The organism is Flavobacterium sp. OHVDL-2026-0007, from assembly GCF_059882335.1.
The window spans coordinates 3505871-3519847 of the sequence record NZ_CM187612.1 but is presented as its reverse complement, the minus strand read 5'-3'; the positions used below and the strand labels follow the sequence as shown (position 1 = coordinate 3519847).

Here is a 13977-nt window from a genome sequence, read left to right as displayed (position 1 = left end):
GTTACAAAAAAGGAAAATAAAAAACTTCACTTGTACTTAAGAGAGATCTATTTGACTCCTAAAGAATACAGAGGGTTTAAGCTAACGCAAAAAGGATTCTTTGTTGAGATAACAATTCAAGATTTTCCTATTCGTGGACATCAGTGTATCTTCATATCACTCGAAGAAGATGACTTAATGAGGATACCGGAAAAGTCGTTTTTAGAAATTGGAATTTAGTGGCGGACAGAACTGGCGTAACGCAAGAGTTTACGTCTTGTTAAAAAGAGATCAATAGACTCCAGTCCAAATAATTGTATTTGTATTGCTCTTTTTTGCGGAGCTTCTAGCAGAAACAGCATCTTTAAAAGTAAATGCTACTCCTATCCCCTTTGCGTTTGTTTCAAAATTCAGCAAAACCAAAAAGGGTTTAAATCAAAAAAGCCATCCACAAAAGTGGAAAGCTTTTCATTGGTCTAACTACTAAACCAGCTACGAGTTACAAAGTCGTAGCAAAACAACACAACTAATTTTAGATACCGTATTTGGGCAAAAAAGCCTTTCCGTTAAGAAAGGCTTTTCCCAATATTGCGGTCTGGACGGGACTCGAACCCGCGACCCCATGCGTGACAGGCATGTATTCTAACCAACTGAACTACCAAACCTCTGCGTTATTGCGGTTGCAAAGATAGTATAGAATTTCGTTTCTGCAAGCGTTTTTACAAAATATTTTAAATTAATATTCAAATTATTATCCAAAGTTTTGTTTTTCAACCAAATACGTAGTAAGTATTTTTTCAAAATTATCCCCAACATTGACCGGAACATACTTAATTTGGTTCTTCGCGCAGGTTAAAGCCAAATTAGTAAAGTACTCCTTTGCCCTTTTTTCATACTCCACCTTAACATTATCCGCAAAGATCGACACTTCTTCACCTGTTTCAATATCGATAAACTTACGTGGAGCATTATCAAAATCAAATTTAAGCTCTGTTTTATTCTCAACTACATGAAACAGCACTACTTTATGTTTATTGTGTTTTAAATGTTGTAATGCATTAAACAGCCTTTCATCATCTTCAGATTGAAACATATCCGTAAATAAGATGATCATGGAACGTCGATGCATCTTCTCCGCTATTTGATGCAAATACGTAATGGTATCCGTACGCCTCCTAACCTTAGATTGCTCTAACAATTGCTCCAACTTATTGAGCAACATCCGATGATGTCGATCACTTCCTTTTTCAGGCGCATAATACTCATAATGATCCGAAAACACACTTAAACCAACAGCATCACGTTGTTTCTTCAATATATTCATCAATACAGCTGAAGCCAAAACCGCAAACCCAATCTTTTTTTCATAAAAAGATTGATTTGATTTTAACTCTGGATAATGCATGGAAGAGGAATTGTCCACTATAAGATGACAGCGTAAATTAGTTTCCTCTTCAAAACATTTCGTATACAAACGATCTGTCTTAGCAAACAACTTCCAATCGATATGTTTGGTGCTTTCTCCAGCATTATAAACTTTATGCTCCGCAAATTCAGCCGAAAATCCATGAAATGGACTTTTATGCATTCCAGATATAAAACCTTCTACCACTTGATTGGCCAACATTTCCAAATGCTGAAAGCTCGATACTTTTTCTATTTCCGATTCGATTTTCATTCGATTTCCTTTTTAATGTTTTGGGCTCGGTACAAACCGTCTGTTGCCTGCAATAATTTCCTTTTAAGAATAGGACTGAAATTAGGGTTTTCTTTTAAAAATTGCTGTACTTGATCGAAAGCATCCTTAGATGAGTATTTTCCAACCGTATTATTCAACCAGTCTTTAGGAAAGAAGATATCCCCTGTGCGCTGGATTTCTTCCACCAAATTTAATGATAACCTAATATACTTTTGTGCGCTCTCTTGACGTAAAGGGTGATGAATATTAGCCAAACCAACCGAGACCCAAGCTTCTTTTTCTCGGTTTACATCCTCTTGCAATGATCGCACAAAAATATCCCGAACCAACTCATCATTAGATAGAGAAGGCAGCAAAAACTCAAATCGTTTTAGCTTGTCCGGATTCGTGATTGCCGCCTGTGCTGTCTCTAGAATTTCAGCTGTTCTCTCATGTTTAAATATAGCTAAATTCATAGCCATATTAACATAATCATCTTCATTTAATTTTAAATTTTGAAGAACTGTCTCTTTATTCCAAATATCATACAGCTTCTCTTTTCCTGCATCGGAATAAGCAATTGAACTGAACAAATTAAACAGCGTCTTTTTAATATTACTCGGAAGATTAGTCTGCAAACGCTTGTACAAAACATCTTCAAGTTGTTTTTGTGCGGTACTTTGCTGCTTCTGCGTTAGAAATTTCCAAAAAACAGCAGCTGTCTCATTGGTAATTATTTTCAAAACTAATTCATTTTGCTCCAACTCAATGCCTTTCACAAAACAATCAAAAACTTTACTTGGCGCAATAACACCCGTTAAACAATTCTCATATAGATTAATATAAGTAGAAGCTCTTGCCACCTCATCTTTTATGTCTGTAACCGAATCTACATTAGTAGAGTCAAATGGAAAAACGCCGTAGCCAAAACCATTATAATTATAAATAATACTAATGGGTTTCGATTGACCTATTAACTCTTTTATATTGTTTTTTCTATCTTCTATGTGAGCCTTAACTACTTTAACATGATCCGAATATATTAGGCCGATTTCAAAAATCTGCGGCCAAAAATTAGCTGAGTTATCTTCTGCTTTTTGCTGGATTTCAAATACTTTGATCTTATTTTGACCATCATACTCAATTCGATCCTTAAAAAGCGCTCTACCTGATTTATTGACCCAAACTTCACTCCATTTTTGCAAATCCAAAGGCGTTTCTGCATCTAGAATTTCTACCAAATTATTCCAATCAGCATTGTCGTAGGCGTATTTTCTAATATACTTTTCAATTCCCTTTTGAAAGGCCTCTTTTCCCATTGATACTTCTAACTGACGCATCATAATGGGTGCTTTATTGTAAATAATACTCCCATAGAGCGAACCAGCGTCTTTAAGGTTCGCTAACTGCTGTTTGATCGGATGCGTCCCTAACGATCTATCTTCTGCATAAGCATTCGGATAATGCGCCGTCAAAAACTGCAAATTATGATTCACTTTCGGAAAAATTGGATTCATGATTTTATCGGCCATAAAATTAGCAAACACCTCTTTCATCCATACATCATCAAACCATTTCATCGTTACCAAATCACCAAACCACATATGTGAGCTTTCATGTGCAATAAGCTTGGCTCTATCTAATTTTTCACTATCCGTTGCACTATTGTCCAAAAACAAAGTTGATTCTTTATATTGAATAGCACCAACATGTTCCATCCCTCCATATTGAAAAACGGGAATCGATGCAAAATCCAACTTCTGAAAAGGAAACGGATAACTCGTATATTTTTCTAAAAAAGCTAAAGATTGCTGATGCAATTTAAAAATAGTATCGGCACTACTGCGAATCTTCGCGGGATTGTTTTCACGATACAGCAGTGTCATTTTTAAATCAGCAGGTTTTTGCGTTACACTTTTAAATTTCCCTGCCACAAATGAAAACAAATAGGTACTCATTTTATCTGACTCCCCAAAAGTATAGGCTGTAAAATCACCACTATCCACTTTCTCTTTTACATCCGCACCAGCTAAAACAGACCAATCCTTTGGAACAGTAAGACTCAATTGATAGGTCGCCTTAATATCCGGCTGATCCAAACACGGAAATAACGTGCTCGCACGATCTGGAACCAATAAAGTATACAAAAAATCATCGTTGCGATTTAGGGACATTTCGCCCGCTACAAAAGCAATCTCAATACTATTCTTTCCCAAAATGAGATCCTTAACCCCAATAACAATATGCCCCAGTTCGTGAACCAAAGCAACCGTCTTTCCGTTTACCTTAACAAACTTCAGATTTTGAGATTGCTCTTTAAAATCCAAAAACAAAGGCTTGCTTAAATCTGACAAAGTAAGAGCTAAAAGAAGATTCGAATTGATCTTCTGTTCTTTCTCACCGGGGATTTCAAAGGAGAGCTGATACGTTACATTGCTGATTTGATGTTTTCGAAAACGAGCCAACTCTTGCGAAACTCCTCTATCCAAAACAAAATTTTGTTTTCGTTTTACTTGAGAAAACCCAATGGTCGTTATCATAAAAAACCCGAGAAAGCAGTAGAAAATTTTCATTTTTAAAGGAATATAAGATTCGCTAAAAATAAAAAAAAGGATTGAGTTTGAAGAGCTCATCCCTATAAATAAAAAAAGGCTTGACTTTGCGTCAAACCTTTTTATATAAATTATAATCTTACGATTACAACAAAGCGTCTAAACTATCTGCATAGGTTTGTTTCGGAGCAACTCCTACTTGTTTCCCTACTACTTCACCGTTATGAAAAACTAAAACGGTTGGAATATTACGTACACCATATTTTGCAGCGAATTCTTGGTTTGCATCTACATCTACTTTCCCAACAACTACTTTTCCAGCGTACTCATCGCTCAATTGGTCAATAATTGGACCAACCATTCTACAAGGACCACACCATGCTGCCCAAAAATCTACCATTACTGGTTTATCTGATTTTAAAACTACTTCATCAAAAGTAGCATCTGTTATTGCTAATGCCATAATAATTTTATTTAAAGTTTATCCCTTCGACTTTACTCAGGGAGACAATTTTTAATGTGTTTTAACTTGAGTACAAATTTAGAAATTAAAAACAAATCAAACACCATTCGTAAATTAGTTTTGATTATAAATGTATTGTCAATAATTATATTAAAGCTAAGCCTTTTATACACAAGGCCTCCCTTAATCAATAAATTGAAAATCAATCCGTAAACAGCCATTGTTTTTTGTATTATCTTTAATGATTCAGAAAATCCCTATAAATGAAAGAAACTTTACATCAAATAAAAACCTACCTGCGATCCATTCATTTAAAAAAATACGTCAAAGGTTTTATTTTTTTAATTTTAGGTCTTATTGGATTACTGCTCATTACTTGCGGTGGATTGTCTTTTTATTTCAATCAACACAAAACAGAAATCATTGCCCAAATCAATGCGAGAATCAATGACAAGATTAACGGAAAATTTCATGTGGGGGATTTTCATTACAAATTTCTTACTGGGTTTCCCAACTTTACCCTAGCATTAAAAGATGTTGAGCTCAAAGACAATCAATGGCAAGCTCATCGTCATACCTTATTGAAAGCACAAGAAATAGAAGTACGCTTGAACATTTGGAGCTTACTACAACAGGAGATCAACATTCAAAAGATACTACTCAACGAAGCGGACATTTACCTTTATAAGGCCAAAGACGGTTATTCGAATACCGCTGTTTTTAAACCAACCTCAACAAAAACATCCAAAAGCAAAACGGAAACTACTCTTAACGAAATTGACCTCAACCAAGTCCATTTTACAATAAACAACCGCCTTGGAAATAAATTATTCGATTTTGACATCTCTCGCTTAAAGTCCAAAGTAAACTACAACCAGGACAATTGGGAAACCAATATATTCCTTAGAACCAATATTAAAAGTTTAGCTTTTAATACGGTGCATGGCAGCTTTGCCAAGGAAAAAGAACTCAAAGGCACTTTTAACGTTTCCTATTCCTCCGAAAAGCAAAAAATAGATGTTGTAACCAAGAATCTAAAAATAGGAAGTGATACTTTTGACATCATGGCTTTTTTTAAGACCAACCAAGACAATGCTCTTTTTGGAATCCATATAGAAACCAAAATATTATGGCGGTCTGCTTCGGATCTATTGTCTCAAAACATCAGCTCCAAACTCAATCAGTTTAATTTAAACAAACCCATCCAGGTTGGCTGTGACATCAATGGTGACTTTAATGCTGAGGGTGATCCAAAAATTCTAGTACAAGCCGAAATTAAAAACAATCAGCTCACTATTCCTGATGGATTGATTACCGATTGTACTTTTAAAGGCATATTTACTAATAATTTCAAACCAAAAAATGGCTTCAACGATGCTAATTCTGCCATTATACTAACCCATTTCACAGGCAAATACCAGGACATTCCCCTGAAGATTCCTCAAGCCACTATTAATAATTTAGAAAAACCCATTGCCACTGGATATGTCAATTCCGATTTTGACGTTACCAAACTCAACGAACTCAGTAACGATAGATGGATTCATTTTGAAGGAGGTCATGCCACAGCCCGTTTAAATTTTCAATTTGACATAGTCGATCTATACATTACCAAACCACTTTTTACAGGAAACATTAATGTGAGCAATACTTCCTTTCATTACATCCCAAATAATGTTCATGCAGAAAAAATCAACATCCAACTGGATTTTACCCAACAAGCACTGCTGATCAAAAAAATCGGCTACAAACACAAGAAAAATATGATTTTCATCGAAGGCAAAATCGATAATTTTCTAAACCTATATTATGACGCTCCCGAAAAAATGCTCGTAAATTGGACCATTTTCAGCCCCTATATTGATGTAAAACAACTTTTAGGCGTATTAACTACTTCACAGAAAAAGAAAACCACCACTAAAACCCATACAAAACCCACCATCTCGAATCAACTACGAACAGCAATTGACAAATGCGCTGTGGTCATCGATCTCAAAGCCGACAAAATAGTTTACAATAAGCTAACTGCAACTAATGCCACTGCCAGTATTCAGATGCTCAATTCTAAACTACTTATAAAAAATGGTTCCTTACAAACTTCTGGGGGAAATATTAGGTTTGACAGTCAGGTACAACCCAGTGGCAAAAACTATACATTTAGCTCAAATGCACAAGTAAATCAAGTTGAAATTGCCAGTTTTTTAAAATCGTTTAATAATTTTGGAATCCAATCTTTTAACCCAACCAACATCAAAGGTAAACTTAGCAGCAGAGCCAATGTCAATGGCCTAATCAATAGTACCGGTGAATTAATCACCAATTCCATACATGGGAATCTAACGTTCAATGTCAATCAAGGCGCACTGCTGAATTTCGACCCTATCGTGAAAATAGGCAAATTCGCCTTTCCGTTTCGGGATGTCAAAAACATCACCTTTAGCGATTTGTCTGCTAATCTTAAAATACGCGGCCAAGAAGTCGACCTTAATCATTTGACCATCAGCTCGAGTGTCCTAAATCTGGATGCCGAAGGAGTTTATTCATTCGGTCGAGGCACCAATATAGCCCTAAGTATTCCATTGCGAAACTCCAAAAACGACGCCAAACTCGCCAGCCAAGCCGAGCGTGATGCCGTTCGTGATCGCGGAATTGTATTGCATTTAAACGCCGTGGATGATCAGGGAAAAATTAAAATCAAATGGGGAAAGAAAAATAAGTAACAGGTCACTTTACTTCTTCCAAAGTAACAACCTGTTAAGCGAAGTGGAACTGTTTTAGCCACTACGTCCTAGAACTTACCGCTTAAAACTACCACATTTAATTTCATAATGTTTTATTAACTCATTGGTTTCTTAATTCAAATTTCGATAGCTTTGAGAAACAATCATTAAATATAAACCTATATGAAAATTCAGATCAACACCGACAAAAACATCGAAGGACACGAAAGATTAGAAGCCTACTTCTCTGGCGAATTAGAAAAAGGTTTATCGCGTTTTGAGGCAAAAATAACCCGCATTGAAGTGCATTTTGGAGATGAAAATGGAGACAAATTCAGCCTAAATGACAAGAAATGTGTCATTGAAGTCCGTCCTGTAAAATTACAGCCTATTACCGTTACAGAACACTCCGACACCCTTGAAAAAGCCTTTCAAGGTGCAGTTGGTAAAATCAAAAGAGCTCTTACTACTAGTTTCGAAAAAATAAAAGAACATTAATATAAACTCCTAACCATAAAATGGCATTATCTCACTTTGAGATGATGCCATTTTCATTACAACAAAGCCTTCATCTCTTTCCAATGAAGCACTTTAATCTTTTCATTAAGTTGATTCGCCGCATTTACCATAGCATTGGCTATATCTCTGGCTTCAATCCCCTTATACTTGTTTAAATTTCCAACAAATACTGGACTAATTATTTTCCAAATTACTTTGAATACTCTTTCTAGAGGTCGATTTTCTCCCCTATTCCCTAAAATCATTGAAGGTCTAAAAATAGAGGTATGCTTAAAATTCAAATTCATAATATCCTCTTCAGTTTCCCCTTTCATTCTCACATAAAATACAGATGATTTTGAATTTGCTCCAACTGCAGAAACTAGAAAAACAGCTTTAGCGCCATTTTCTCTAGCCAATTTTGCTGCTAATACAGGGTAATCATGATCAATCTCATAGTAATCGTTTTTATCGGGTGTTTTCTTTTGCGTAGTCCCAAGAGCGATAAAAATTTCATCTACCGCAATGCCATGCACGAAACCACTCAAGGAATGAATATCTCCAATAACCGTTTTTAATTTTGGATGGTGAATTTTTAAATCTTTCCGAACGACAATAACGACTTCTTGGTAATTACTATTATTCAATAAGTTTTCCAGGATATAAGACCCCACTAATCCACTTGCACCATAAAGAATTACTTTTTTCATACAATAAGATGATTTACTAGCCGTAAGTTAAAAAAATATAACTTACTCCACATACAAAGACATTAGATTCTTTGAAATCTATCCATCCTTAACTACTCCCTTTATTGTATTGATCCTCTTGTTTTTTTACTTCCCTCCTCTTCTTTAAGAATTTTTCTCTTAAATTTTACCAATCAATTAAGATAATAATAACGCTTTTCGGTATTGTAAAAAGTAATTTTGCTGCCCCATTTTAAAAGGGATTACCTACAATAAAACAATTAAAACAAATTCATGAAAAAACAGCTACTTCTCTTACTAATCGCCCTTTCCATAAATTTTGGCGTAAAAGCGCAAATAAAAACAGCAGAAACCAACATATTGGTTTTGATCTATTCACAAAATGGAGGCACCTATAAAATGGCCCAAGCTGTTGTGGAAGGAATTCAACAATACCCAAACACCAAAGCAACCATAAAACGTATTTCTTCTATTAATCCCAAAGAAAAATTAAGCCCTGAAGTATCCAAACTACCCATCGCTACTATTGAAGAATTAGCCAATTATGATGGAATTGCATTTGGAAGCCCTGTACATTTTGCCAATATCAGTGCTGATATGAATTACTTTTTTAGTCAAAGTATTCCTCTTTGGACTTCAAGAACTTTAGAAGAAAAACCTGCAACTGTTTTTATGTCAGCAGGATCTGGCGCAGGAAAAGAAGCAGCCATCTTATCTTTTTGGAATATCCTTGCTTCACACGGTATGGTCATCGTCCCTACTGGAATTAAAGGAACAGACAAGTCAGACAAATCAGTTCCACAGGGAAATACGCCTTTTGGAGCCACTTCATTAGCAGGATCTGTGGGCACAAGACCTTCTTCAACGGAATTGAACTTGGCTAAAGAACAAGGAATGGCCTTGGCCAGAATTGCCACAGGATTAAAAAACACAGCAAATGCAACTACTGCCAGAACAACTGCAGCAGCAAACAAAACTGCTATTGATATCAACAAAACATTAAAAGACAACAACATTACACTTCCTGAAGCTCCTAAGCCAGTAGGTAATTATGTTCCCTATACTATTTCAGATCACAAAGTCTACATTAATCAAGTAGCTTTAAAAGAGGGAAAAATCGTAAACCCGGGTAAAGTAGGCTCAACAGTGACAGAAGAACAAGCTAAAGAAGCCACCTTTCAAACTATGCTCAATGTCATTGCCGTACTAAAAGAAGCCTGTGGAGGCGATTTGAACAAAGTAAAACAATGTGTCCAACTAACTGGATATTTTAATACGACTCCAGAATACACACAACATGCTGCCCTTATGAATTCGGCTTCAAACCTAACTGCATTAATTTTTGGAGAAAAAGGAAAACATGCCAGAGCAACCATAGGCGCCGCTTCATTGCCGATAAATTCAGTCGTGGAAATTCAGGCTATCTTTGAAATTGAATAAAATTTTCTTGATAAAAAAACAAAAACCGAATACAGTCAAAAGTTGTATTCGGTTTTTTTTAAGATTTCGGTAATGGAGCTCCAACGGCTATATCACAGCGATGCCCGGTTTGTCCATGAGGTGGATTCATTCCTTCAGCCGTTGCCACCGGCGCCTCGGTACTTAACAAAGCAGGAACAGGATTCGCTGTTGTAGCTGGCGGTGTAACACTAAAGGTTTTAGAAGTACTACCTCCTTGAGGTGCAGCCGCTACTGGCTTAGTCGCTATTGGTGAATTTAAAGGAGATCCCACTGGAATATCACATCTGTGTCCTGGTTGTCCATGGGCTGGATTCATCCCTTTAGCTACTTTTACCGGCGCTACGGCACTGGTAGTCACTACGTTTTTCTGATTGGTATTTATTACCTGCATATTCGCAGCTCCTGTTGTTGTTGTATTCGGAGCTTGTTGTTGTGCTGTAGCAGGAGAATTCAAAGGTGCTCCAACTGCAATATCGCAACGATGTCCAGCTTGTCCGTGTGCCGGATTAAGCCCTTTGGTATCACTCAAGACTGTATTTGGGTTTGCTGCGGGTGCCTGAACCACTGACTTGGTTTTGGTCGTATCTTTTACCAATCCTAACTTAACCAATTCAGAAGTTGGGGTATTTTTCTGTGGTTCCAATTCTTTCTTACAAGAAATTAAAACTAATGAACTGACTACTACGGAACTTATAACTATTTTTAGATTCATGATGTCTGTATTTTTAAAGCAATCAAATATAGTAAATCCAACACTCAAACCATAAAGGCTTCTCGTGAAATTCTTACTTATCAACCATATTAGCTGCATTTGACTACGATCCACCCTTTCAAAACTCAGCTATATCCCTCTGCTTGAATTAAAAAATTGATTATATTTCTTAACTTTAAACCAAACTATAACTACACATGAAAAAATCAATTCTCCTTCTTTTATTTATAACTGCATTTGCACAGGGACAAGCTCAAGAAAAAGATAAAGTAAATCAAACCATCGATGCTTGGCATAAAGCCGCTGGCCAGGCGAAGTTTGATGCTTATTTTAATCTAATGGCTGAAAATGCCATTTTTATTGGAACTGATGCCACCGAAAACTGGAATAAAAAAGATTTTAAAATTTGGGCAAAACCTTATTTTGACAAAGGCAAAGCGTGGAATTTTACCGCTTTAGAGCGTCATGTTTTTTTTGATCCAACAGGCAAAATAGCTTGGTTTGATGAACTACTCAACACCCAAATGAAAATCTGTCGTGGCTCGGGAGTCTTAGTGAAAATTGGAAAAGAATGGAAAATTAAACACTATGTCCTATCCATGACCATACCCAATGACGATGTTGATCCCGTTGTCAAAATAAAAGCCCCGATTGAAGATCTTTTAATTCAAAAGCTCCAGAAAAAATAAGCGAATTCTAATTTCCATACTATAATCCTAAGTTTTATAGTACTTTACATATCCAAGCACCAAATTCACTATAACATAATCGTCAATAATAGCCATTTTTTAGAAGTTCAAAATAAGATAGTCTCAAAAAAACAGTTCTAATTTTATAAAATCGACTAAAATCACGACCAGACCTCTATTTTAACCACCCAAAAATTAAAAATCTTTATTTTTTTATAACTTTGACCCCTAAAAAAATAGGGTTAAATAAAGTATTTGAAAAATGAATATAGAAAAACGCTGGATCATTTCCTTTATTATTATAAGTGTTATTTGCATTACTGGCGCATTTTGGCCAGCCGTTACTCAAAACGATTATGTATTAGCTGAATTCGGCACGACCGAACATATCGTCCCTGCCGATGTTGCTTGGATGTTAACGTCCTGTTGTCTTGTTTTGATCATGACCCCAGGTCTATCCTTCTTTTATGGAGGAATGGTAGGTAAGAAAAATGTCATTTCCACGATGTTACAAAGTTTCATCTGCTTAGGAGTCGTAACCCTTCTATGGGTGGTACTTGGTTTTAGTCTAGCTTTTGGTGATCCAATTGGCTTTGGTTCCGGAGATCACTTTTATAGTTTTTTTGGCAATCCAACTACTTTTGCCTTTATGGACTACGTAGGTGTCCTGCCTCATAAAAAATTGGCCAGCACTATTCCCTTTATGCTTTTTGCTCTGTTTCAAATGAAGTTTGCCATCATCGCTCCGGCCATTATCACAGGATCCTTTGCTGAGCGCGTTCGTTTTATTTCCTATTTACTTTTCATCAGTTTATTTACCATTTTCATCTATGCTCCTTTGTGTCATTCCGTTTGGTATCCAACAGGAATTTTAGGTACTTACTTTGGGGTTAAAGATTTCGCTGGAGGAACAGTGGTTCATATGAGTTCTGGTTTCGCAGCCTTAGCTGGAGTTTTAGTTTTAGGAAAAAGAAAAAACAACCAACATATTCCTACCAACATCCCTTTTGTTTTATTAGGAACGGGAATGTTATGGTTCGGCTGGTTCGGGTTCAACGCTGGTTCAGCGCTTGCAGCCAACGGAACTGCTGCAATGGCTTTTGCTACCACTACAACATCTTCAGCTGCAGCGATGCTTACCTGGATCTTTTTTGATAGAATTAATGGCAGAAAAGTTTCGGCTCTAGGAGCCTGTATTGGTGCCGTAGTCGGTTTAGTGGCCATTACACCTGCTGCAGGATTTGTATCGGTTCCAGAAAGTATGTTTTTTGGTTTTGTAACTGCATTAGTTTCCAATACTGCCGTAAACTGCCGTTTTTCAAAACGATTCGATGACACCTTGGACGTTTTTGCCTGTCACGGTGTTGGCGGAATTATGGGAATGATCCTAACGGCGATATTTGCACATGGTGAAAATGCCAGTTTATTACATGGAGGATGGAGCGTATTTGGTCATCATATGATGGCGCTGGTTTTGGTTTCTATTTTTACTTTTTTTGGAGCCTATCTTTTATTCAAAGTAACCAACTTCATTATCCCCTTGCGTGTTTCTGAAGAAAATGAACTTATTGGTTTGGATTTATCCCAGCACGATGAAACTCTGGATCCAAAATCAAACCACATGACTGAAACACATTATATCTAACAAAAAGACCTACAGCTCGTGACTGATTCATGCAGTCAGCTGTAGCAAAAAGCAATAGGAGCGCAATTGAATTTATAACGCATCTACATCCCTTTATAATTCATAAAATTAACATCGAAAAATTTTAAATACAATGCCTTACAATCCTTCACATATATTGCTTAATTTTGCTGAAAATTTTTGTAAAAGTGGGAAGTAAAAATAAACTAAAAAGATTCAGAGAAAACGAAACATTTCAAAACGTTTTTCAACCAACTAGAGAAGAAGTTGTCGGTGATTTAATGCCTCTAAAAGGGAAATGGAATTCTGATTTCTTTAAAAATGACAATCCATTAGTTTTGGAATTGGGATGTGGAAAAGGAGAATATTCTGTCGGATTAGCGGAGCGTTATCCCAACAAAAACTTTATTGGAATCGATATCAAAGGAGCTCGTTTTTGGAGAGGGGCTAAAACCGCGGTCGAAAACGGCTTGCATAATGTGGCTTTTATTCGTACTCAAATCGAATTAATCAATCATATTTTCAACGAAAATGAGGTAGATGAAATTTGGATTACTTTTCCAGACCCACAAATCAAATACAAAAGAACCAAACACAGAATGACCAACTCTGAGTTCCTACAATTGTATAAAAAAATCCTTAAAAAAGATGGTGTTGTCAACCTAAAAACCGATAGTGAATTCATGCACGGTTATACCTTAGGATTACTTCACGGAGAAGGACACGAAGTTTTGTATGCCAATCATAATGTATATAAAAATGAAGGTAGTCCAGAAGAAGTAACTGCATTTCAAACTTTTTATGAAAAACAATATTTAGAAATTAACAAGGCAATTACGTATATTCGTTTCAAAATTAAAGATTAATTTA

General features: G+C 36.1%; 12 protein-coding genes and 1 tRNA gene. 7 read left to right on the top strand and 6 right to left on the bottom strand.

Going from position 1 to position 13977, the window contains the following annotated elements:
* Positions 1-30: 30 nt before the first annotated feature.
* The gene (locus tag AC51AA_RS14440; RefSeq protein ID WP_500702929.1) at positions 31-219 is read left to right on the top strand and encodes a hypothetical protein; all 189 of its coding nucleotides are present in this window, start codon (positions 31-33) and stop codon (positions 217-219) included.
* Positions 220-570: 351 nt separating this feature from the next.
* Here the strand turns inward: AC51AA_RS14440 and AC51AA_RS14435 are convergent.
* The 4 genes from AC51AA_RS14435 to trxA form a co-directional block, all read right to left on the bottom strand.
* Positions 571-644: transfer RNA gene (locus AC51AA_RS14435), tRNA-Asp, on the bottom strand.
* An 86-nt stretch (positions 645-730) separates the two neighbouring features.
* Positions 731-1657: a DUF58 domain-containing protein gene (locus tag AC51AA_RS14430; protein ID WP_500702928.1), complete on the bottom strand. Its 927-nt coding sequence runs from the start codon at positions 1655-1657 to the stop codon at positions 731-733.
* Positions 1654-4230, bottom strand: coding sequence for a M1 family metallopeptidase (locus AC51AA_RS14425; RefSeq protein WP_500702927.1), 2577 nt, complete (start codon positions 4228-4230; stop codon positions 1654-1656). Before AC51AA_RS14425 ends, AC51AA_RS14430 begins: the two co-directional genes overlap by 4 nt.
* 124 nt (positions 4231-4354) lie before the next feature.
* Positions 4355-4675 carry a thioredoxin gene (trxA, locus tag AC51AA_RS14420; RefSeq protein WP_487312998.1) on the bottom strand — a complete coding sequence of 107 codons (321 nt, stop codon included), beginning with the start codon at positions 4673-4675 and terminating at the stop codon, positions 4355-4357.
* Between the two features lie 260 nt (positions 4676-4935).
* Between trxA and AC51AA_RS14415 the strand changes: the two genes are divergently transcribed.
* On the top strand, positions 4936-7392 hold the full coding sequence (locus AC51AA_RS14415) for an AsmA family protein (protein ID WP_500702926.1): 2457 nt from the start codon (positions 4936-4938) through the stop codon (positions 7390-7392).
* A gap of 183 nt (positions 7393-7575) precedes the next feature.
* Positions 7576-7890 (top strand): HPF/RaiA family ribosome-associated protein, encoded by a 315-nt coding sequence (locus AC51AA_RS14410; protein WP_500702925.1) that lies wholly within the window; start codon positions 7576-7578, stop codon positions 7888-7890.
* A gap of 56 nt (positions 7891-7946) precedes the next feature.
* Here AC51AA_RS14410 and AC51AA_RS14405 read toward each other — a convergent pair whose 3' ends face one another.
* Positions 7947-8600 (bottom strand): NAD-dependent epimerase/dehydratase family protein, encoded by a 654-nt coding sequence (locus AC51AA_RS14405; RefSeq protein ID WP_500702924.1) that lies wholly within the window; start codon positions 8598-8600, stop codon positions 7947-7949.
* 273 nt (positions 8601-8873) lie between these two features.
* On the opposite strand from AC51AA_RS14405, the gene wrbA reads away from it, so the two are divergent.
* Positions 8874-10040 carry an NAD(P)H:quinone oxidoreductase gene (gene wrbA / locus AC51AA_RS14400; RefSeq protein ID WP_500702923.1) on the top strand — a complete coding sequence of 389 codons (1167 nt, stop codon included), beginning with the start codon at positions 8874-8876 and terminating at the stop codon, positions 10038-10040.
* A gap of 58 nt (positions 10041-10098) precedes the next feature.
* Here wrbA and AC51AA_RS14395 read toward each other — a convergent pair whose 3' ends face one another.
* On the bottom strand, positions 10099-10773 hold the full coding sequence (locus tag AC51AA_RS14395; protein ID WP_500702922.1) for a hypothetical protein: 675 nt from the start codon (positions 10771-10773) through the stop codon (positions 10099-10101).
* Between the two features lie 197 nt (positions 10774-10970).
* Here AC51AA_RS14395 and AC51AA_RS14390 point away from each other — a divergent pair, with 197 nt between their 5' ends.
* From AC51AA_RS14390 to trmB, 3 genes are all read left to right on the top strand, one after another.
* Positions 10971-11462 carry a nuclear transport factor 2 family protein gene (locus AC51AA_RS14390; RefSeq protein ID WP_500702921.1) on the top strand — a complete coding sequence of 164 codons (492 nt, stop codon included), beginning with the start codon at positions 10971-10973 and terminating at the stop codon, positions 11460-11462.
* Positions 11463-11724: 262 nt separating this feature from the next.
* Positions 11725-13107 (top strand): ammonium transporter, encoded by a 1383-nt coding sequence (locus tag AC51AA_RS14385; RefSeq protein ID WP_500702920.1) that lies wholly within the window; start codon positions 11725-11727, stop codon positions 13105-13107.
* Between the two features lie 188 nt (positions 13108-13295).
* Positions 13296-13973: a tRNA (guanosine(46)-N7)-methyltransferase TrmB gene (gene trmB, locus AC51AA_RS14380; protein ID WP_500705643.1), complete on the top strand. Its 678-nt coding sequence runs from the start codon at positions 13296-13298 to the stop codon at positions 13971-13973.
* The last annotated feature ends 4 nt before the right edge of the window (positions 13974-13977 follow it).

Bases quoted from the DNA above. Each gene is read 5' to 3' on its own strand.
- AC51AA_RS14430 (WP_500702928.1), bottom strand. From the start codon at position 1,657: ATGAAAATCGAATCGGAAATAGAAAAAGTATCGAGCTTTCAGCATTTG.
- AC51AA_RS14425 (WP_500702927.1), bottom strand. From the start codon at position 4,230: ATGAAAATTTTCTACTGCTTTCTCGGGTTTTTTATGATAACGACCATT.
- AC51AA_RS14415 (WP_500702926.1), top strand. From the start codon at position 4,936: ATGAAAGAAACTTTACATCAAATAAAAACCTACCTGCGATCCATTCAT.
- AC51AA_RS14410 (WP_500702925.1), top strand. From the start codon at position 7,576: ATGAAAATTCAGATCAACACCGACAAAAACATCGAAGGACACGAAAGA.
- AC51AA_RS14405 (WP_500702924.1), bottom strand. From the start codon at position 8,600: ATGAAAAAAGTAATTCTTTATGGTGCAAGTGGATTAGTGGGGTCTTAT.
- wrbA (WP_500702923.1), top strand. From the start codon at position 8,874: ATGAAAAAACAGCTACTTCTCTTACTAATCGCCCTTTCCATAAATTTT.
- AC51AA_RS14395 (WP_500702922.1), bottom strand. From the start codon at position 10,773: ATGAATCTAAAAATAGTTATAAGTTCCGTAGTAGTCAGTTCATTAGTT.
- AC51AA_RS14390 (WP_500702921.1), top strand. From the start codon at position 10,971: ATGAAAAAATCAATTCTCCTTCTTTTATTTATAACTGCATTTGCACAG.
- AC51AA_RS14385 (WP_500702920.1), top strand. From the start codon at position 11,725: ATGAATATAGAAAAACGCTGGATCATTTCCTTTATTATTATAAGTGTT.